This is a genomic window from Paenibacillus sp. (genome assembly GCF_048976745.1).
Lineage (GTDB): Bacteria > Bacillota > Bacilli > Paenibacillales > Paenibacillaceae > Paenibacillus.
This window is the reverse complement of sequence record NZ_JBHGUU010000004.1, coordinates 517,947-538,857: the sequence shown is the minus strand read 5'-3', so window position 1 is coordinate 538,857 and position 20,911 is coordinate 517,947. Positions and strand designations below refer to the sequence as shown.

Annotated in this window: 22 protein-coding genes and 1 other annotated feature; of the genes, 2 read left to right on the top strand and 20 right to left on the bottom strand. The window is 45.7% G+C overall.

Features of this window, described 5'->3' with window-relative positions; genetic code table 11:
* Position 1: 1 nt before the first annotated feature.
* The 16 genes from ACE3K2_RS03300 to ACE3K2_RS03225 all read right to left on the bottom strand — a co-directional run bounded on the left by ACE3K2_RS03300 (position 2) and on the right by ACE3K2_RS03225 (position 12,099).
* The gene (locus ACE3K2_RS03300) at positions 2-619 is read right to left on the bottom strand and encodes a hypothetical protein (protein WP_421886649.1); all 618 of its coding nucleotides are present in this window, start codon (positions 617-619) and stop codon (positions 2-4) included.
* 83 nt (positions 620-702) lie between these two features.
* The gene (locus tag ACE3K2_RS03295) at positions 703-882 is read right to left on the bottom strand and encodes a DUF2768 family protein (RefSeq protein WP_017687688.1); all 180 of its coding nucleotides are present in this window, start codon (positions 880-882) and stop codon (positions 703-705) included.
* A 173-nt stretch (positions 883-1,055) separates the two neighbouring features.
* A complete protein-coding gene (locus ACE3K2_RS03290) occupies positions 1,056-1,331 on the bottom strand; it encodes a stage VI sporulation protein F (protein WP_017687687.1) in 276 nt (91 codons plus the stop codon).
* Positions 1,332-1,434: 103 nt separating this feature from the next.
* Positions 1,435-2,475, bottom strand: a complete 1,041-nt coding sequence (locus ACE3K2_RS03285; RefSeq protein WP_421886645.1) for an NAD(P)H-dependent glycerol-3-phosphate dehydrogenase — start codon at positions 2,473-2,475, stop codon at positions 1,435-1,437.
* Positions 2,468-3,091 (bottom strand): glycerol-3-phosphate 1-O-acyltransferase PlsY, encoded by a 624-nt coding sequence (gene plsY, locus ACE3K2_RS03280; RefSeq protein ID WP_421886643.1) that lies wholly within the window; start codon positions 3,089-3,091, stop codon positions 2,468-2,470. Before plsY ends, ACE3K2_RS03285 begins: the two co-directional genes overlap by 8 nt.
* Before the next feature lie 11 nt (positions 3,092-3,102).
* The gene (gene der, locus ACE3K2_RS03275; RefSeq protein ID WP_076209907.1) at positions 3,103-4,425 is read right to left on the bottom strand and encodes a ribosome biogenesis GTPase Der; all 1,323 of its coding nucleotides are present in this window, start codon (positions 4,423-4,425) and stop codon (positions 3,103-3,105) included.
* 185 nt (positions 4,426-4,610) lie between these two features.
* Positions 4,611-5,825 (bottom strand): 30S ribosomal protein S1, encoded by a 1,215-nt coding sequence (rpsA, locus tag ACE3K2_RS03270; protein ID WP_062835205.1) that lies wholly within the window; start codon positions 5,823-5,825, stop codon positions 4,611-4,613.
* A gap of 142 nt (positions 5,826-5,967) precedes the next feature.
* On the bottom strand, positions 5,968-6,555 hold the full coding sequence (locus tag ACE3K2_RS03265; RefSeq protein WP_091018056.1) for a lysophospholipid acyltransferase family protein: 588 nt from the start codon (positions 6,553-6,555) through the stop codon (positions 5,968-5,970).
* Positions 6,552-7,256, bottom strand: coding sequence for a (d)CMP kinase (gene cmk / locus ACE3K2_RS03260; protein WP_421886639.1), 705 nt, complete (start codon positions 7,254-7,256; stop codon positions 6,552-6,554). Before cmk ends, ACE3K2_RS03265 begins: the two co-directional genes overlap by 4 nt.
* A 104-nt stretch (positions 7,257-7,360) precedes the next feature.
* On the bottom strand, positions 7,361-7,585 hold the full coding sequence (locus ACE3K2_RS03255; protein ID WP_421886637.1) for a hypothetical protein: 225 nt from the start codon (positions 7,583-7,585) through the stop codon (positions 7,361-7,363).
* A gap of 63 nt (positions 7,586-7,648) precedes the next feature.
* Positions 7,649-8,302: a flagellar brake protein gene (locus tag ACE3K2_RS03250; protein ID WP_421886634.1), complete on the bottom strand. Its 654-nt coding sequence runs from the start codon at positions 8,300-8,302 to the stop codon at positions 7,649-7,651.
* Positions 8,303-8,451: 149 nt separating this feature from the next.
* Positions 8,452-9,798 (bottom strand): germination protein YpeB, encoded by a 1,347-nt coding sequence (gene ypeB / locus ACE3K2_RS03245; protein WP_421886631.1) that lies wholly within the window; start codon positions 9,796-9,798, stop codon positions 8,452-8,454.
* A 121-nt stretch (positions 9,799-9,919) separates the two neighbouring features.
* Positions 9,920-10,090, bottom strand: a complete 171-nt coding sequence (locus ACE3K2_RS03240) for a hypothetical protein (RefSeq protein WP_165980215.1) — start codon at positions 10,088-10,090, stop codon at positions 9,920-9,922.
* Positions 10,091-10,204: 114 nt separating this feature from the next.
* Positions 10,205-10,900, bottom strand: a complete 696-nt coding sequence (prsW, locus tag ACE3K2_RS03235) for a glutamic-type intramembrane protease PrsW (RefSeq protein ID WP_421886628.1) — start codon at positions 10,898-10,900, stop codon at positions 10,205-10,207.
* A gap of 43 nt (positions 10,901-10,943) precedes the next feature.
* Complete coding sequence (locus ACE3K2_RS03230) at positions 10,944-11,558, bottom strand: genetic competence negative regulator (RefSeq protein WP_338587613.1); 615 nt, start codon at positions 11,556-11,558, stop codon at positions 10,944-10,946.
* Positions 11,559-11,745: 187 nt separating this feature from the next.
* The gene (locus ACE3K2_RS03225) at positions 11,746-12,099 is read right to left on the bottom strand and encodes a hypothetical protein (RefSeq protein ID WP_421886625.1); all 354 of its coding nucleotides are present in this window, start codon (positions 12,097-12,099) and stop codon (positions 11,746-11,748) included.
* Positions 12,100-12,193: 94 nt separating this feature from the next.
* On the opposite strand from ACE3K2_RS03225, the gene ACE3K2_RS03220 reads away from it, so the two are divergent.
* Complete coding sequence (locus ACE3K2_RS03220) at positions 12,194-13,084, top strand: polysaccharide deacetylase family protein (RefSeq protein WP_421886622.1); 891 nt, start codon at positions 12,194-12,196, stop codon at positions 13,082-13,084.
* Positions 13,085-13,128: 44 nt separating this feature from the next.
* Here the strand turns inward: ACE3K2_RS03220 and ACE3K2_RS03215 are convergent, their stop codons facing one another.
* From ACE3K2_RS03215 to ACE3K2_RS03205, 3 genes are read right to left on the bottom strand one after another with little or no spacing between them, the layout of a single operon-like run.
* Positions 13,129-13,926 carry a metallophosphoesterase gene (locus ACE3K2_RS03215; RefSeq protein WP_421886887.1) on the bottom strand — a complete coding sequence of 266 codons (798 nt, stop codon included), beginning with the start codon at positions 13,924-13,926 and terminating at the stop codon, positions 13,129-13,131.
* 29 nt (positions 13,927-13,955) lie between these two features.
* Complete coding sequence (locus ACE3K2_RS03210; RefSeq protein WP_421886618.1) at positions 13,956-14,408, bottom strand: hypothetical protein; 453 nt, start codon at positions 14,406-14,408, stop codon at positions 13,956-13,958.
* A complete protein-coding gene (locus ACE3K2_RS03205) occupies positions 14,405-14,998 on the bottom strand; it encodes a CPBP family intramembrane glutamic endopeptidase (protein WP_253438667.1) in 594 nt (197 codons plus the stop codon). The genes ACE3K2_RS03210 and ACE3K2_RS03205 overlap by 4 nt, the downstream gene beginning before the upstream one ends.
* 335 nt (positions 14,999-15,333) lie before the next feature.
* Positions 15,334-15,564: a binding site (T-box leader), on the top strand.
* Between the two features lie 199 nt (positions 15,565-15,763).
* On the opposite strand from ACE3K2_RS03205, the gene serA reads away from it, so the two are divergent.
* Positions 15,764-17,359: a phosphoglycerate dehydrogenase gene (serA, locus tag ACE3K2_RS03200; RefSeq protein ID WP_169482427.1), complete on the top strand. Its 1,596-nt coding sequence runs from the start codon at positions 15,764-15,766 to the stop codon at positions 17,357-17,359.
* A 63-nt stretch (positions 17,360-17,422) separates the two neighbouring features.
* On the opposite strand, the gene ACE3K2_RS03195 is transcribed toward serA, so the two are convergent.
* Positions 17,423-20,782, bottom strand: a complete 3,360-nt coding sequence (locus ACE3K2_RS03195) for a BclA C-terminal domain-containing protein (protein WP_421886615.1) — start codon at positions 20,780-20,782, stop codon at positions 17,423-17,425.
* Positions 20,783-20,911: the final 129 nt, after the last annotated feature.

Sequence of the window (20,911 nt, the reverse complement as noted above, 5' to 3'; positions counted from 1 at the left end):
CCTACGGTGACCATGTAAAGCCAACAAGTTCTTCCACTTCTGCTCTGAAGCGGCTTGTCCATACATTTTGTTGACTTAAAAGCATCATTATAGGTTGATGTGCATGTGGATGCTGACGCATCTGTGACGCAATGGGTACATAACGATCTTCTCGACCTCGCAGCAGATTAAACAACAGCTCATGCGCAAGCGGCATCAGTCGCAGAGTGTATGAACCCACTTGTGCTACTGGTGCATGCGGAGCGAGTACATGTTCAATCTCGATACGGTACCAACTTTTGCGAGCCCATATTTCGAAACCACCCACCAGTTCCAGCGCACATTCACCCACCTGATAGTGGCTTAGCAGAGAAGCATAAGGTCCTGTTTTATCCACTGTAGGCTCGTCAAGCATTTCCCCCGGAGCGATTCGGTGAAGTTCCTTAGCAGCAGCAACATCCGCATAGATATCAATATCTCTGGGAGCCTGTTGCAGTTCCACCCCTTGAAGTAACAACCCACAACTTCCTCCAAGCAACCATGTCTGTGGCTGTGTGTTCCAGGCTTTGGCCGTTTCCAGCAAAGCCGCGTGTAATTCCGGATAACGCTCTGTCCGACCCTCCGTATCATGCGGCCCCATAGGCTCACACTCCCCTCATCCGTGTTCATTGTGTCAGTTCTTATGATGTGCTTATGCGGATGTTATCCTTCAGGCATAGGAAATCAGGTCAGAGAAGCGATTCCACCGAAAAAGCCAATCAGCATAATCAAAAATGCAATTAAGGAAAGAATCCCCCGTACAATACCTTTTGTTTTGGCACGAGCAAACGTAATCAGGAATACAGATAGTCCCATAATGAGGATGGCGACCAAAGACAGCCACATCTTGTCCATTGCGCTCATAATCCAGCAGTCTCCCCTTCAGTCCAATATTCATCACTGACACTGTGACAATTGCAACCATTATAACACGAAATCCAGCTCAACTTTCCAAAAAAAAGACAAAAAAGCAAGCCGACAGGAGCCGACTCGTCTTTTTGTCTTACTGGATCACCTGCACAAGCAGGCGTGATCTATTATTTTTTCATCATCATTTTCATTAACGATTCCATACTGCTCGGATTCAATCCGCTTTTTTTGACCGCACTCACAATATCCTTAACCGTATCCTCAGATACCGGAACTTTCGCCATGGCGGATACTTGTTTGATCAATTGGCGCAACTGAGCTTCATTCTGAATCGTCGTTGGTTTCACCGTGCTTGCCAATTTTTTGACGGCACCTTCTGTTATCGTTTTACCCGTTTTCTTGTTGATTGCATTCAGCGCATCTTTGGAAATGTTGTTACCCATTCGTCTCCCCTCCTCCGGCAATACTCATGTGTATAGTATGAGTCCGCGACAGAAAAGGTGAATAAGCTTCTTATTTCACAAGGTACGTTTAGGCTGATTACAATCAGGAATGCCACTGCTCCCAGGTTTCAAGCTTCATGACTTCCATTTCAGTCTTCGGGTCACGTCCCATTAAGGCTTCAACTGCATCACGCGGCTGTCTCTCCTGGAATAAAACGTGATACAACTGATCCGCAATCGGCATTTGCACGCCGTATTTTTGCGAGATGAAATAGGCAGCTTGCGTAGTTCGAATACCTTCTACAACCATGCCCATGGACTTCAAAACATCATCCAGCTTCTGTCCCTGGCCCAACATGGAACCTGCTCTCCAGTTCCGACTGTGCTGACTTGTAGCCGTTACAACCAGATCCCCGATTCCGGCAAGTCCCGAAAACGTTAGTGGATTTGCTCCCATCTCAACACCAATACGTGTGATTTCTGCCAGACCACGTGTTAGCAAAGCGGCTTTGGCATTATCACCAAATTGAAGACCATCGGACATACCTGCACCAAGCGCAATAATGTTTTTGAATGCGCCTGCCAGCTCAACACCGATCATGTCCCGATTCGTATAAACTCGGAAATAAGCATTCATAAACAAAGCTTGGGCAGACTCTGCAGATGCCTTATCCAGTGAAGCTACAACCACTGTCGTTGGACAACGTTTCACCACTTCTTCCGCATGACTTGGGCCAGAAAGAACAACAAGACGACCTTCTTCACATTCAAGCTCTTCTGAAATGACGGTGGACATCCGTTTGAGGCTTTCTGTCTCAAAACCTTTGGTTGCATGAATGACTAACATCTCAGGTTTGTAATAAACCTTAAGCTGGTTCGTAACTGCACGCATGGCTGAAGAAGGCGCAACAATTAACACAGCTATAGCGCCTTCCACCGCAGCTTCCATATCCGTGGTTGCTTGAATCCGTGGTGAAAGCTCCGCATCCGGAAGATAGCGAGTGTTGGTGTGCTTGCTATTGATTTCGTTAGCCTGGTCTTCACCACGTGTCCACATCATCACGTCCAACTGATTAGCAGCGAGTACACTGGCCAGAGCCGTTCCCCAGCTCCCAGCGACCAGAACAGCAACTTTTTTAGACAACACGTTTACCCCCTCCAGGGTTTTTCGATCCCAATTTATTTTCCTGTCCTTTGGCGAGCTTCGCAATATTGGTACGATGTCTCCAGAACGCAAACAGACAAATAATCAGACTCCCCCAGAAGATATTCATTGAATATCCGGGTAATACCATGATAAAGATGGGTGTAAATGCTACAAAAATCAGAGACCCCAATGAGACATATCGTGTCAATACAATAGACAGAATAGCGATAACCCCAGCACATAACGCAGGTAGGAAAGCAAGACTCACCAGGACACCAATGGCTGTGGCAATCCCTTTTCCTCCACGAAAATGGAAGTAGAGCGGCCAGTTATGTCCTGCAATGGCTGCTATACCACTGAGTGCGGGAATCCAGGCAGAACCTTCGCTCAGCCAGATTCCAATCCATACAGCTGCAACACCTTTAAGTACATCAAGTAACAGAACAGCAATTGCCGGTCCTTTACCCAAAATACGCAACGTATTGGTAGCTCCTGCGTTTCCGCTTCCGTGCTGACGAATATCGATCCCCCGTATCGCTTTTGCAAGGAGGACACTAAAGCTGATCGAACCGAGCAGATAACTCAGTACAATCGCTGCGATTTGTAAAATCACACACTTCTCCCCTAACTTTCGTCGGACTTCTTCCGAGTAAATATGCGAATTGGTGTTCCTTCGAAATCAAACGCCGCACGGATTTTATTCTCCAGATAGCGCTCGTAAGAGAAGTGCATCAACTCAGGGTCGTTCACAAAAATAACCATGGTCGGCGGTTTAACTGCAACCTGAGTCACATAGTTAATTCTCATTCTCCGTCCTTTATCTGTTGGCGGAGGGTTAATTGCAACTGCATCAGATACCACATCGTTAAGCAGATGGGTCTGCACACGTAATGAATGCTGCTCTGCTACGCGTTGCACCACCGGCAACAGTTTTTGTAAGCGTTGTTTTGTGAGGGCTGACAAGAATACAACCGGAGCATAAGTCATAAACAGGAAGTGATCCCGTATTTTTCTCTCAAACTCTTTCATCGTTTTGTCATGCTTCTCTACCACGTCCCATTTGTTGACGACAAACAATGACGCTTTACCAGCTTCGAATGCATAGCCTGCGATATGCTTGTCCTGTTCAATAATGCCTTCTTCGCCATTAATGACAATCAGAACAACATCTGCACGCTCAATCGCACGCATGGCACGCATGACACTGTATTTCTCCGTTGTTTCATATACTTTACCACGCTTACGCATACCTGCTGTATCAATCAACACGTAACGTTGGCCGTCTTTTTCAAAAGGTGTATCAATTGCATCCCGAGTCGTTCCAGCCACATCACTTACAATGACACGCTCTTCTCCAAGAATAGCGTTCACCAGTGAAGATTTACCCACATTAGGACGTCCGATCAGAGCTACACGAATGACATCTTCATCGTAAGTCTCTTCCTCAAGTTCTGGCAACTTCTCCACAATAGCATCAAGCAAATCACCTACACCTGTACCGTGACTTCCGGATACACCGATGGGATCACCGAATCCAAATCCATAAAACTCATAAATGAGCTCACTTCGTCCGATATTATCCACTTTGTTAACGGCTACAACAATAGGCTTGCCTGAGCGGTAGAGCATCTCCGCTACCTCTTCATCCGATTGCGTAATCCCTGCTTTTGCATCACACATGAATACAATAACATCCGCTTCTTCAATAGCAAGCTCTGCTTGCATCCGAATCGATTTTAAGATTACATCTTCACCATCAATTTCGATACCACCTGTATCAATAATACTAAATGGTTTACCGTTCCATTCACCGATTCCATATATGCGGTCACGGGTAATGCCCGGCTTGTCTTCCACAATGGCCAGTCTGTCGCCGATGATCCGATTAAAAATGGTGGATTTACCCACATTCGGTCGTCCGACAATTGCCACAACGGGTCTTGCCATACATTCCACTCCTCCTGTCCATACTTACGATACTCATCATAGCAAAAAAGATATGTCTTGGCTAACGTTTCATGCCAATTTACTTGCAATAAAAACAATCGGCGAACCCGCCTGGGGCTCGCCGATCTTGCTTTTGTTATTCAGCAAAATATGCAGTATATAACTTAGAACCATGCATTGTTAACTTATTTGAATTTGCTGAGTTTGTCACCAAACAGTTCGCCGAGCGTAGTGCTCATACCTTGATTGTTCAAGGAAACGTTTGGATTGTTGATTTCTTCACGCGGAGCGTTGTTTCTTGCAGGTCTTTCTGATTTTTGTGGTTGAGCTGGAGCTTCTTCTGTTTCTTTGATGCTCAAGCTTACACGTTGCTCAGAAGGGTTCATGTCCAAAATTTTAACTTGAACTTCTTGTCCTTCTTTCAGCACTTCATGAGGAGTGCCGATGTGTTTGTGGGAGATTTGCGAAATATGCACAAGTCCCTCAACACCAGGAGCGATTTCAACAAATGCACCGAAGTCAACCAGACGTTTTACAACACCTGTTACGATATCGCTGGAATTGAATTTCTCGCTAGCTGTTTCCCAAGGACCTGGTTGAACAGCTTTCATGCTCAGGCTGATTTTGCCTTTTTCAGGGTCAACTTTCAGCACCTTCACACTAACTTTATCACCTTCAGACAGAACGTCGGATGGTTTTTCAACGTGAGTCCAAGCCAGCTCGGATACGTGAACCAAACCGTCAACTCCGCCCACATCAACGAATGCACCGAATTGAGTCAAACGTTGTACTGTACCTTCGATCACTTGACCTTCTTGCAAACCAGCCATTACTGTAGCTTTGTTTGCTTCGAATTCTTGCTCCAATACGTCTTTTTGGGAAAGGATCACTTTGTTGTTCTCACGGTCGATCTCTTTCACTTTAACACGCAGTGTGCGTCCTTTGTAGTCGCTGAAGTCTTCAACGAAATGGCGTTCAACCATGGAAGCCGGGATAAATCCACGTACGCCCACGTCTGCTACCAGACCGCCTTTAACAACATCACCTACAACAACTTCGAATACGTCTTGGTCTTCAAAATGCTTTTGCAATTGATCCCATGCGTTTTCGCTGTCGATTGCACGTTTGGACAAAACGAGTTTTTCTTTCTCGTCGTCGATGCTAAGAACTTTAGCTTCAACTTCTTGTCCAACTTCTACTGCATCAGACGCGCTGTCTACATGTAATGAAGACAGTTCACGAATTGGAATGACACCGTCATATTTATATCCAATGCTCACATAGGCTTGGTTATCTTCCAATTTGACGATGGTTCCTTTTACGGTATCTCCTTTTTTCAAGGAAACGAATTGATCCAACTCATCTTGGGTTGCTTCTTGATTTTTCATTTCTTCCGACATGTCAAATACCCTCCTCAATTCAAAAACCCCATTATATTCAAACCTGCCTATAGCAGAGTTCAAAACACTTTCATCACTGAGTGCTCAAACTTTAGTCTCCCTCAAAAATATGGAAACATGCACTCAGCTACCGACGAAGCCATTACTTGCTTGGCACGCCCGTTTGCACCATTTCGTTAATCTTGGACATGATTTTTTCAGTTGCCTTCTCCAGAGCTTCTCCAGATGGGTCTTCCTTAAACTCGTCCAAACTTACTGGTGCTCCATATACAACTTTCATCTTACGAAAAACTTTGTAGTTACCGATAATAGCAGTAGGAATAACTGTAGCGCCACTGCGGAGAGCAAAACTCGCTGCTCCTTTTTTGCCGATACCTCCATCATTGTGACGGCTTCCCGAGGGGAAGATTCCAAGCACTTGACCATCACGCAAAATATTGAGTGAGGTTTTGATGGATTCCTTGCTGACACCTCCACGTTTCACGGGAAAAGCGCCTACGGCTTTAATAATTCGGCCGAGTACCGGAATTTCAAACAATTCGCTTTTGGCCATGAAGCGCACCTGACGGCGAATTTTGATACCAACAGTTGGAGGATCGAAGTTACTAATATGATTGGAACATAAAAGTACGCCGCCTTCTTTCGGGATATTCTCCCGTCCAACGGCCTCCAAGCGGAAAAGAATGGTGTAAATGATCCGCAGTAATGTGCTGCAAAATGTGTAAATCATAGACCGATCTCTCCTCTGACCATTGTGCAATAAGATACGATTTTGTCAACCACTTCATGAATGTTCATCTCCGTTGTATCAAGGACGATCGCATCCTCAGCACAACGCAGTGGGGAAATTTCCCGATTCTCATCCAATCTGTCACGGGTGGCAATGTCTCGCTCCAGCTGTTGCAACGTCAGTCCTTCAGAGGGGTCCAGTTCTTTGAAGCGGCGAAGCGCACGCTCTTCCACACTGGCAGTCATGAAGATTTTCACTTCCGCATCGGGCAGTACTGTCGTTCCGATATCGCGTCCATCCATGACGACGCCCTTGCGCAAAGCCATTTGCCGCTGAGTATCCACTAATTGCGTACGCAGCCCCTCGATTTGCGCATATCGAGACACGATTCCCGTCACTTCACGGGAGCGGATTTCCGAGGTTACTTCTTCCCCATTACAGAACACTTTCTGTCCGTCGGGATCCGGTTGTAAATCAATGACCAGCTTTTGGGCTTCCTGAAGTACCTGTGTCACTTCTTCCGGCGCAATATCTTTCCGAAGCATGTGCAAGGTTACCGCACGGTACATTGCGCCTGTATCGACGTATATATACGCGAGCGCCTCTGCAACCAATCGGGCCACCGTGCTTTTCCCGGCACCGGCAGGTCCGTCAATTGCAACGTTCATTTTCCCGTTCTCTGATGTGTTCTGGCTTGCCAACGGGGCATTCCTCCTCAAACGATAAACCTCAATAAAAAAACAGGCATTGCCTGCATCGTGAAAATTATACCACACTCTACACATGGATGCAAAAACAGACAAATTCACGGATGTTCGTAATCATTTAGCCACTGCTCTTGAATCGGTGTACCTTCCAGGCGGTCAATCGTGGTCAAATTCTTTTTGAAGCCTGGTACCAACAGCAGTAATTGATACACCACAAGCAGGATTAGAAGGGCTGTAATCAGAATCGTAACCCTTCGTTCCATTCGCCTGGACAACACATAATAAAGTCGTTCATATCTGCGGGCTGCATGACGATGATTCATGGCATTACCTCCGTTTTTTTCATTACGGTACCCGCAGTTCCCTCTCTTTATGCCACAACATTCCTATTTCGTGCGATAATCCAGTTGCCGTTCGAAACAAAACTTGATAATTTTCTGGCGCTCCGAATCCGAGATCTGCACAAATTTTAGCATGCATAACTGTCTGCCGGTATCCAGGGTTTTGATTCGCACAACTTCAGCTTCAAAATTCACATGTTCAATGGTTGAATTCCGGTATGGAACAAGCAACCAGCATTTCAATTTTTGACCTTCAGCAATTGAGAACCCCGTTTCGCCATATATGGACAATCCTCCGCCGCCAATATCTTCAGTCAATCCGACGGCACGGGTCAGATCTTCACTCTGGATGGCCAATTCGAGATTTGCATGAACACGAAGATAGCTACGACGTTGTATTTTGGATATATCGCTCGGAAGCGGTTTTCGGATACGAACCAGACGAACCACATCTTCTTCAAAGCCAGTGACATAGGTATTAAAATAATGCCGGACCCCATCCCCCGTAATATATGAAATAGACAATTCCTCTCCAAAAAAAAGCCTTTTTAGGCGGCTGCTTCCTTGCTGAATCGGGACCTCAATCAAAAAACTGCTGTCATCCATATCTGCAATGCGTGATTTGTACTCTTTGTGTTCCTCTTTTTCATCTGCAGAAGCAATCTGGATGTATAAAATTTCATTTATTTTAGGAAACAAGCTGTTCACCGCCACTTTATGTATTTATCTTCGTATGTACAAGGACTATTATACCATGACCTTTCTCACATTGAACAAGAAAAAAAACAGACCACATCGTGGTCTGCCGCAATTATTCACTCAAAATAAAATTGAGATTATAGATCTTTTTATGAGGTTGCATTAACCGGTTTGATCTCTTCAACCGCTTCTTCTATTCCTGTATTCGCATTAATGTATATCCGGTAACGGGAACCGTTTATTTTCCCTCCGAATTCATAACACAATACTTCTTTGCTGTAATCATTCTCAATCAGGGATTTACGTACATAATTTTCTTCAAAGTCCGAGTTGAGCTTTTTACGTGCCTGTTGCTCTGAAAGTGTTGCTTTCGGAATTTTGCGCTTGTCATTATGTTCGTAAACAAAGTCACTCGCCTGGAATCCGGTTACTTCTCCTGTATCCAGTCCTACACGAACGGACATTTTCTCAGGATAGATTAAGGTATCCCCTTGTTTACGCACATAAGTAAGGTTACCCAGATTCCCATATTCGTCGTAGTTTACAGCCTTCATATCTTTGTAACCTTTATTTATTAGAAATTGATCTGCTTTTGCCATGGCATTCTGACGAGATACTTTTTTGGTTCCAATCGGACGTGTATCGCTGTAAGAGATAAGCATCCCCCCATTACGGGTGAAATCCATCATCAGTTTGCCATTGTTGGCATGATTGACCGTCGCAGTATACGACTCCCAATCCGTTCCCTTACCGTTCTCCTGCACTATGATTTTGCTACTGTCCGCATCAGAGAATTTTGCAGCCTTGCTCTGGATCTGTTCTTTGGTCACCGGCACACCGTCCAGTTTCTTGACGGTTCGTTTTGCATAGATATTGGATACGGAAGGCCCCCAATCAAGCTCCGGGTATTCCTGCACTTTTTTGTTCACCGTACGAAAACCATCAACGATCGTGTTTTCCTTTGTTTGCTCTTGTGTTGCCATGGCAGTTTCCGCGTCCATCCAGCGCAAACGGTCCGTCAGAACTTTCTGCTGTACATCTTGCAGATTCTTGGTAATTTCAGATGAATTCTGATACAGCTTTTTCAAGTTGCTCATTTCCTTCTCACTTAGCGGTTCATTCGTCAAGTCACGCATCGACGCCCGATAGGCAAAGTTGGAAATACGCGAGAGAAATTCCTCTGTCTCGTTAAATGGCAGCATGGTGAGTGGCAGTTGGTTGATCTCATTCTGCGCTTCACTGGTGAGTCGCCATACATTCATTAAACCTTTGCGATGCATCCCCTGCGATGTGGAATGAACTGCCAAGGTGTTGCCAATCTCCGAATGTAATTTATCCATATGAAAAGATAAATCGTGAAAGGCACGCTGATATTGATTCTCTGCCTTGATCAGAATTGCATTCTTCTCCTGATTCTCCTGATAACCCCACACAAGCGCACCAACCAGCAGAACTGCAAATATCGGAAACATAACTGAACTTAAACGTTTATACATCGGTAGAGTCTCCTTTCTTCTAAACCACTACCTCTATTGTGGATCGAAGAAAGATCTCTTATGCATGCGATTTCCAGTCCTTACACAAGCAGGCTGCTAAAGTACTGTTTGAGTCCTCCTTTTAATTCAACTGAATCCCGGTTGCCATGCCCTCTTCTTCAATTTCGAACTGGTCTCTGTTATCACAAAGGCACTGCTTGAATCCCGTCTCAATCCGGCCCCGTTCTTTCTTGCCTCGTAATGTAAAACGTTCACCACATTGTTTGCATCTGATTTTAATTTTAATTCTCATCACAGTTGATCTCCGTTTCTATTGGTCATTCCCCGGGAGTTTATCCGCAAAATAAAAACACACCGGAGCCATAGGCGCAATATGCGCTTTATGTCCACCAGTGTGTCCGTATTTTTATAATTTAACCTCTTCCTCCCGCTTCACAAAACGAAAAGGAGAACGGTTATTGGCGCGTGTGATTTTACCCATTGCCCCATACCACAGGCCCGCCATTAGCGGCGCTATAAACCACAACCAATGATTCACCATGGTGTTCATGATGACATCGTACAATGCATGCCAGAAAAAAGGTAATCCTAGGGAAAGAACCAGGTACAACCGCTTTTTCTTGCCACCGATAAACTTGGCTTTGCCCATGTAATAGCCCATGATTACTGCGAACATAGCATGCCCTGAAACAGGGAGCAGTGCCCGGAGGAACATGGCTGAGACGGATGCATTCCCCGCAAAGGCATACAACACATTCTCAACTGTGGCAAATCCAAGTGAAACAGCAACTGCATATAAGATCCCGTCATACGGTTCATCAAATTCGGTGTGATTATAGATGATATGATAAAGTACGAACCATTTGACGAATTCTTCCACACCACCTGAGATCAGAATGGCCTCAAGATAAGGATTATCCCCAAGCCACATCATCATGCCACGCTGAATGATCATCACAGGCAGTACCATCAGAATCCCCATGAGGAAAACCCGCAACACCATATGAAGTGGCTCATAATCATAACGGTCTTTCAGGTAAAAGTATGTTAACAAGGCGAGACCCGGAGCAACTGCTGCCGCTAAGACCGAAAACAAAAGCACCGAAATTCCCTCCTCTGACTAAAGACGCGATTACAACTAGAGATTAATCCTGGCGTTTGAAGTGGGTGCAGATAACATCAATCGCTTGTGCAGGAATAACAACTTTACCATACTCTTCCATAACTGCAGGAGTCATTGAAGAGCCTTCACCAAATTCAGCAAGCAAAGCAATCAATGCCGCATGTTTGGTGGAATCTACCTCATCTGGCTCAAAATGCAAGAACCACTTGTCTTTATAAGAATAAAGTCTCCCAGCATCCGTAACATGCTGACGCAACATATGTGCAGCTTCAATGAGCACTTCAAAGTCCTTGAATGCATAAACGATGGAATCGCTTTGCTCGAGTGTAACTTCCATTTCATATACTTCTTCAGGAAGATCATCTTCATGACCTGAACCATATTGTTGCGGATCATATTTTCCACGTGTGACAATGACAACCATCCCTTGAGCGGGAAGTGCGAATACTTCGACAGCAAGTGGACCTGTGGCATCAAATCCAAGTTCGGAATAGGCCTGGTCCATCATTTCAGTGAACAGTTCATGAACCTTGGGTATTTCCTGCCACATATCTTCTTTTTGTATTCCGCGCTCGCTCAGATCGTCAAAGGTCAGGAAAATCCGTATCTTATCGTGACTTAGTCGTTCTATTTTCATACAGGATCTCCCCTTTATAAGCAAGTCTTATAACAGATTATGAAGCACAAAACAATATGTGCTGAAAATAAATCTATGTAGTTATGTTATCATTTTATACCTCTAAATGCACGAAGTAAAATCGACAAAAAAAGAATCATTCCACAGCAAATCAAGACTGTGGATGATTCTAATTGGAGGTTTTGGTTTATAAACCCGGTACTGTTGTGTTTGTTTGGCTTAAAATTTGTTCAACTTCATGCTTTACATCCGGATTGGTGCGAATAAAATCTTTGAGCATGCTCATATTCGCTTCTTTTTCCTGCGGTGTGATAGCTCTTGTACTCTTTGCTGCTGGATTTTTCTGTGGTTCACCATGTTGATTTTGCTTGCTTGTGAACCCATCCATACCCGGGAACGTCATTTCCATCATCTTATGTTTTGCCTGATCCATCATATTTCGTGATGAACCCGATGACATCATGGGCAATCTGCCTTTGGACAACCATGAACTGGCTGCAACACCAATTACAATGCCCCAAAAAAAGGATGACGTCTTCATTACACCAACCTCCTTCAAGTGTTAAAATCATATTTAGTGTTTGCGGTAGTGAGCGATCTCATTCCGCATAAATACAGGAAAGCGAGTTGAGATCATGTTTAGACATACAGCCTCACTGATTATTGCTGCAAGTTTGCTGCTGTCAGCCTGTGGGGTAGCCGAAGAAAAAACATCCGAAAATTCCACAGCGGGCGGACCCACCACGATTCAAGAAGAGCAAAGTAATTCTAACCCAACTGAAACGGGAGAACCCGTAACCCGTGACCCGGAACCTTCAACGGAAGATACAACTGTGACAGAAGAAAAACCTGATACCTCTGAGAAGGTTTCTACAGAAGAAAAAGTGGAAAAGACGTATCATATGAATGAAAATTATTATATAAAACCAAATGATGATTCAAACCCTAGCAAAGTGGTCTTGTTAACGTTTGATGATGGACCCAAAGAAGAAAAAATGATTATTTCACTAATCGACACTTTAGATAAACATAACGCTAAAGCGATATTTTTCGTCAATGGATATCGGGTAAAAAGTCATCCGGAATTGCTCAAACTCATACATGAACGGGGGCAGATTGTAGGCAATCATGCCTGGGATCATGAGGATCTCCAAAAAATGTCTAAATCTGAAGTGGCAAAACAGGTTACAGATGTCCAAAAAATAGTGAAGGATACCATTGGTGAGGAACCTCAATTCTTCCGTCCACCTTTTGGGTCGGGTAATGATGCACTGAAGGCTGCTGTGAAGAAAAATGGCATGTTATATATGACATGGTCTAATGGTTCCCTCGATTGGGATAAAAGCACCAAAGACAAACCGGAAAAAGTCATTCAAAATGTACTTGACCAGTTAAATCCGGGAAGCAATATTTTGATGCATGAATTGCCATGGACGGTTGAAGCATTGGATGAGTTGCTGACCAAGCTTGAAAAGAAAGGCTACTCCTTTGTAGATCCGCGTGCAATAGAATTGGAAGCCCGTTAATCCCTATTCTCGCTTCAAAAGTTAAACAGCCTTGATCCAATGGATCAAGGCTGTTTCTCTGTGAGTGTTTTTTTTGCGGGCACTCTTAACGTAATGATATGCATCTCCGCCGGACAACCTAGTCGGAGAGGAAGATGATTCGTACCGTAACCTCTGCTAACCAGCATTTTGCCTTCTTGATGAACGTCCTCCGGATTGCGCTTCAGGGAGTACCACCCATTCGATATGGGACGATACGCTTTGCTCAGGAACACAGGTCCAAAAAATGGTAATACCAATTGTCCGCCATGTGTGTGACCACTTAAAATAAGATCTGCATTTTGCTCCAAGCGAAGAGCTTGCAAAGGATCATGAACGATAGCAATCTTGCAAAAATGGTCGCCAATCTGCTGTAGCAAACCATCACCCTGTTTGGATCGATAATCTATACCGATCAGGCTTAATCTGTCGCTGCCCCGTTGCAGATATTCCACATGATCCTGCAGGAGCTGAACGCCCGATTCTCGGAAAATTCGAGCAAGTTGAGCGGTACCAGCTCGCTTGTCATGGTTTCCATACACGATAAAAGAAGGAGCAATGTTCGATAAAAGTTTCATATTATGTCTAACCAGAGACCATGAGATTCCTTTTTCTGCAACGTCCCCACCAATCAGAACCCAGTCCACCTTGTTTTTAAAGTGTTCCAGATCCTTCTGCTTCAGCTTGCGCTTATGAGTGTCGGATACATACAAAATCGTGGCCCCGTCAAAGGATGTTGGCAGATGAGGAACTTCAACCTCTTCTTCAATCATTTGATGAACATGGGCTTCACGCCACATATGAAAGAGTAACAAAACTCCCATCAAAATGACTAATCCTGCGAGTACTAACATTACCACGGCAAGGGAAGGAACGTGTTCAGAGCGGGTGCCCCTTTCACTCCCCACCACACCAGACTAATTGTTAGCAGGACAAAAATAAAAATGAGTGAATTGACAAACCTCTTGCTCAATTTTAAACGACGTGAAGGATGTAATTCTGTTCGTGTAGGAAGCGAACCCGCTTCGGGGATCGATTCTTCCGATGATTTTGGCGTTTTTTTGGAGCGTGATGGTGCCCTTTGAGGAAGTACTGGACTTTCCAGCTTTTCTGTATAGGGCTTGCGCTGTGATCTAGGTAAAGAAACGGAAGTAATTGGTGTAATTCCGCCAACCTCAGCAGCTGCTGCCGTTTCAGCAACTATGCTTACTTGAGAAGCCACCTGTTGCTCGGATTTCTCTTTTTTATCCGATTGACGATGGCGCTGACTGCCATATGTCTTCATTCTACTTAATGGCTGATTCATGATCCCCTCCGAAAACGTATCGCTAATCCGGACACCAAATCAATAATAAAATGACATAATATAGGCGCCCATAATGTGCCGGATTGCATGTAAATCCAACCCAATCCATAACTTGAGACAAACACCCAGCCTGTTGGAATCCAGTGGCGCAAATAACGAATATGGATAACTGCAAATAAAATACTTGTCCAGTAAGGACCGATGGCATGTTGGATGGCTCCACGGAATAATAATTCCTCACACACAGCAACAATGGCTGCTATGCATACAATGTGCCAGATCGGACGCCCACGGAACAGCATCTCGTTAATTCCACCGTCATCCATGCTTTCCTGAGGTATAACATACGACAGTACCAAGTCCATAACAAGCATAATGCCAGCAAGACCTAGACCCCACCATACAAATTGGTAATTGTCAGGCCATGCGAGAACATCTAACAAGTTTCGTTTTTGCAACAAGATCCACACAACTCCGATAATCAGTGTCAGACCTTGTGTAAAGTATAGATTGATTAAAAGCAAACGCTCGGTAAGCTGCTGTGGCTCAGCCTTCTGAATCTTGAACTTGGGAAACTTGAATTTTTTCATCGGATGCGTCTGTCCTCTTGAGTTAAATTTGACGGATAACAGTTACGTTGTCCAATCGGATAGTATACTAAATGATAGCCAAAAAACCAAATTGGTTCAAGGCCTGCCCCAAGTCCTGGTTTCATGTCAGTGCCATTACTTCATTAAAGCAGTAAAATCCGGTTCACCAAACAGAAGATATTCCCTCTTCTTGTGGTATGTTCAGTTACTATTGTATTACTTATGGTGACTTACTTTTCGCGTGAATAGAAAGACATCTGCAAAACAATTTAAAACATTTAAGCCTATTGACATGCTCATGTCAGCCATGATACATTATGAAAAAATTAGTCACGTTAAACACGATGATGGAAAAAAGACGTTGCTTCGTCTTACAGAGAGCCGATGGTAGGTGTGAATCGGTGGCAGGCAAATGGTCTTGAGCGCTCCTGAGTTATTGCATTGAAATTGGAGTAGGTGCAATCGGTTTAGACCCGTTATCCTCTTCGGTCTTCATTGACCGCTAAGACTGTCGTTGCGAAACGGCGGTGAATTAGGGTGGTACCACGACAACTCTCGTCCCTTATTGCGCAAGCAGTATGTGGATTGAGAGTTTTTTGATTTATTTTAAAGGATATCTGTGGGATCACTCTATTTGTTACACCTTCCCCCTCTGCTGCGACACCGCGTTGTTGGGCGGAAGAACCAATCTGGTTTTAAGGAATACCTCTTCGCTGAGGTCAGACCTTGACGATATAGATACACATACCTAAGGAGGAAGAAACCATGTACAAAGTGTTAGTGTCGGACCCAATCAGTGATCTGGGTATCCAGCAACTGGTGGATGCAAATGATGTTGTTGTTGAGAAGAAAACCGGTCTTAGTGAAGATGAACTTGTTGCCATTATTGGTGATTATGATGCCCTCTTGGTTCGCAGCCAGACTCGTGTTACAGATCGTATTATGACGGCTGGTACCAACCTTAAGGTGATCGGACGTGCAGGTGTTGGTGTAGATAACATTGATCTGGAAGCTGCTACACAGCGCGGTATCATCGTTATTAACGCACCCGATGGCAATACCATCACAACCTGTGAGCACACGTTTGCCATGATGATGGCATTGGCCCGACACATTCCTCAGGCATACGCCAAGACTATTCAGGGTACGTGGGATCGTAAAACCTTCCTGGGTGTGGAATTAAGAAATAAAACGCTGGGTGTACTGGGTATGGGACGGATCGGTAGCGAAGTTGCCAAACGCGCCAAAGCATTCGGAATGGACATTCTTGCATACGACCCGTTCCTCACGGAGGAGCGTGCCGAGAAGCTGCAAGTGAAGCTGGCTAGTGTAGATGATATCATTCGCAATGCGGACTTCATGACCGTTCACACGCCATTAACACCGGAAACACGGCACATGATTTCACGCCCACAATTCGAAGTTATGAAAAAAGGGATGCGTATCATCAACTGTGCTCGTGGCGGTGTAGTTGACGAGATGGCACTTGTGGAAGCCATTGACGAAGGAATTGTTGCCGGAGCAGCATTTGACGTATTTGAAAGTGAACCACCTGCTCAGGACCATCCATTCCTGAATCACCCTAGTATCATTGTCACACCTCACCTTGGTGCATCCACTGTTGAGGCACAAGAAAATGTAGCGATTGACGTATCTGAACAAGTTCTTCATATTTTGCGCAATGAACCATTCAAAAACGCAGTTAACATGCCGGCTGTTGCACCAACTGTAATGAACAAATTGCAGCCTTATTTCAAATTGGGTGAAACGTTGGGTAGTTTTGCAGCACAGATTACACAAAATGCAGTGCAGGAGATTCGGATCGACTATGCTGGTGAACTTTCTGAAGTAGATACATCTCCTCTTACGCGTTACATTGTGAAGGGGATTCTTGCCAGACATTTGGGTGGGGAAGCCAACATCGTCAACTCAATGCATTTGGCCAAAATCCGTGATCTGAATGTCGTTGTAAGCCAAACCTCCGCAACCAAAGGATTCACTAACCTGATTACCGTAACATTGGTTACAACTCAGGATGCTGAGGAACGCCGTGTAGCGGGTACATTGCTTGCAGGTTATGGAGAGCGTATCGTTCGTCTGGACAAATTCCCGGTAGATATCGCTCCGGAAAGTCATCAAATCTTGATCTCCCATAACGATAAACCAGGTATTATCGGTCGTGTGGGTACACTGCTTGGACAAAATGAGGTCAACATCGCATCCATGCAGGTTGGACGTAAAATTATTGGTGGTGCAGCGATCATGATTCTGACCGTAGATAAAGCTGTTCCAAAAGATGTGCTTGTGCAGCTTGCTGCGCTGCCTGAGATCAATACTGCTGTTGAAATCGTGCTGGAATAATTAATCTTAAATGCATAAAGAAAGACGGGAGCCTCGTGGTTCCCGTCTTTTTTGTCGGAGCGATTAACTTAACTGAATAATGTTTAGTGTAGACCCCGGAGGTGAAAGAATAGCTGTGCCAATAAGCCCGAATAATTGTAACTGTATTGTTGAACCAGCGGTGACGGTAACCATGAAGTCAGACTGCAGCTGACTAAGAGAAAGTACTGGAGATACTACACTCGCTGGAATTGCTGTACCGTTAAGTAAAACCCGAGATTGGATAGCAAGTGCAGCTGTCAGGTTTATTTTATATGAGATATAGTAACGACCTGCATTGGCAAGCGTGAAGGTGTCATTTGCCCCATTGACGGTTATACCTGTGCCAATATTTTGGTTATTCGGTAATGGAACGAGTGTACCACCCAATATTACAACAATCGTACCATTTGTGTTCTCAGCAAAAGCTGAGTTAGATGTTACAGATGTTCCTGTTGCACCGGTTACACCTGTGGCTCCTGTAACCCCAGTCGCACCGGTCAAACCTGCGGTTCCTGTCGCTCCCGTTTCGCCTGTTGCCCCTGTTGATCCCGTACTCCCGGTTACGCTAACTCCAGTGGCTCCTGTAACTCCAGTCGCACCGGTTGAACCTGCGGTTCCCGTCGCTCCCGTTTCGCCTGTTGCCCCTATCAATCCCGTACTCCCGGTTACGCTAACTCCGGTGGCTCCTGTAACTCCAGTCGCACCGGTCAAACCTGCGAGACCCGTTGCTCCCGTTTCGCCTGTTGCCCCTGTCAATCCCGTGTTTCCGGTTACGCCAACTCCGGTGGCTCCTGTAACTCCAGTTGCTCCTGTAACTCCAGTTGCACCGGTCAAACCTACCGTTCCCGTTGCTCCCGTTTCACCTGTTGATCCCGTACTACCAGTTACGCCGACTCCCGTGGTTCCTGTAATTCCAGTCGCACCAGTCAAACCTGCGGTTCCCGTCGCTCCCGTTGCTCCCGTTTCACCTGTTGCCCCTGTTAATCCCGCACTGCCGGTTATGCCAACTCCGGTGGCTCCTGTAACTCCAGTTGCACCGGTCAAACCTGCCGTTCCCGTCGCTCCCGTTTCACCAGTGGTACCTGTTGATCCCGTACTCCCTGTTACGCCGACTCCTGTAGCTCCCGTGACGCCTGTAGCTCCTGCTCCTGCGATTAACGTGTAATCTGGCGATGTACCCGGCGTTCCCACTGGTGAGGCTACATTCGCAATATACGTACTGCCGTTGAACGTCACAACCTGACCGGCTGGATACGTTGGGGCTACGGCTGGATCAAATGGCACGATACCACTCAAACCTACACCTGTCGCTCCGGTACTCCCCGTCACTCCAACGCCGGTTGCTCCTGTAACTCCCGTTACACCCGTCACTCCTGCGCCCGCAAGCAACGTATAATCCGGCGATGTACCCGGCGTTCCCGTTGGTGAGGCTACATTCGCAATATACGTACTGCCGTTCAACGTGACAACCTGGCCGGCTGAATATGTTGGAGCCACCGCTGGATCAAATGGCACGATACCACTCAAACCTACGCCTGTCGCTCCTGTTCCCCCGGACGCTCCTGTAACTCCCGTACTTCCCGTTACGCCGACTCCAGTGGCTCCCGTCACTCCTGTCGCTCCTACTCCAGCAAGCAATGTGTAATCGGGTGAATTCCCCGGCGTTCCCGTTGGTGAGGCTACATCGGTTATATATGTGCTTCCATTAAACGTCACAACCTGACCGGCTGGATACGTTGGAGCCACGACTGGATTGAATGGCAAAATGCCTGTTAATCCTGCCCCGGTAGCTCCCGTTACACCTGATGAACCCGTGACTCCTGTGGGTCCTGCACCTGCAAGCAATGTATAGTCTGGTGAAGTACCAGGAGTACCCGTAGGAGAAGCCACATTCGTTATATACGTACTTCCATTAAACGTTACGACCTGTCCTGCTGGATACGTTGGAGCTGATGCAGGGTCAAACGTAACTGCACCATCAAGGCCTATGCCCGTAACTCCAGTCGAACCTGTAACCCCAGATCCTGCTAGCAGTGTATAATCTGGTGAATTGCCGGGTGTACCTGTTGGTGATGCCACATTGGTAATATAAGTACTTCCCCCAAATATGATGATCTGTTCAGCGGGATAGGTTGGTGCTAATGCCGGATCGAATGGCACGATATCACTTAAACCTACGCCTGTGGCCCCGGTTGCTCCTGTCGTTCCTACACCCGTGTCTCCCGCAGCCGCAAGCAACGTGTAATCCGGTGAGCTTCCTGGTACTCCTCCAGGACTTGCAACTTTCGTAATATAAGTACTCCCGTTGTACGTAACAACCTGACCGGTTGGATATGTCGGGGATTGAGCCGGATCAAAAGAAGTTATTCCAGTTAGGCCTACACCAGTTGCACCGGTGTTCCCCGCAGCCGCAATTAATGTATAATCTGACGAAGTTCCAGGTGTTCCTAAAGGACTAGCAACACTTGTAATGTACGTACTCCCGTTATACGTAATTATCTGACCGGCTGGATAACCCGGAGCAAGCGCTGGATCAAATGTTAATGCACCCGTTAAACCAGCTCCGGTTGCTCCTGTAGCTCCGGTCGTTCCTTCCGCCAACAAAAGAGTGTAATCCGGGGAACTCCCGGGTATACCCAACGGACCGTTTACATTAGCAACATAAAGATTCCCCTCATAACTTACTACCTGACCCTGAGCGTATGTCGGTCCAAGTGCTGAATCATATCCGGTAATATTGTTTAAACCTACACCAGGTGCTCCTGCCGGACCCTGTTCTCCCTGTGGGCCAACTGGGCCAACTGGTCCTACTGGGCCGATTGGTCCAATTCCTCCTGCCGGTCCAGTAGCACCTTTCACCCCGGGAACACCTGGTACTCCTGGTACACCTGGTACTCCTGGAACTCCCTGTGGGCCAGTTGGTCCAGTAGCTCCTCCGTTTCCAAGAGTTGTCGTCGCCCGACTTAAGGATAACGATATCGAACGGATTAACCCCACGAATTTATCTTTTTCTACAGGTGGCACTTCAAGAAGTAACGTCACACTCAATAAATCATCTAGTAAATGTTGCAAGTTACCTGCGAGATTAATTAAAGGAACAGGAATAACCTCTGAGCCTGCAATCGTTAATTCCAGTACTGCTTGTAATTCTGCTTTTACCCCGGCACGAAATCCGGATTCATTTACAAATGTAAGTAACGGGCGTAATCCATTCTGTAATGCTAGTATATTGGCTGAAGTCGGCTGGCCGAGTGCAGCTGGAATAGTCACAGCGAGAGAACGCAGTATGGACTCAAATTGCTCCAGTTCTTTAGTGGTTATGGGAATAAACGGAGAGCCCGCTCTAAAAGATCTACCTTCCAGAAAAGCTTTAATATTGACCCTTTTTCGATCATCGGACATGCTTAACTCAATCCTCCTCTATCTTGCTTGCTTTTCAAGCTTATGTAACATAGGAAGGAAAATTATCTTGGACACTCTTTTTAGTCAAAAATAAAAAAAAATCATGTTCCACGTTGAACAAGATTAAAC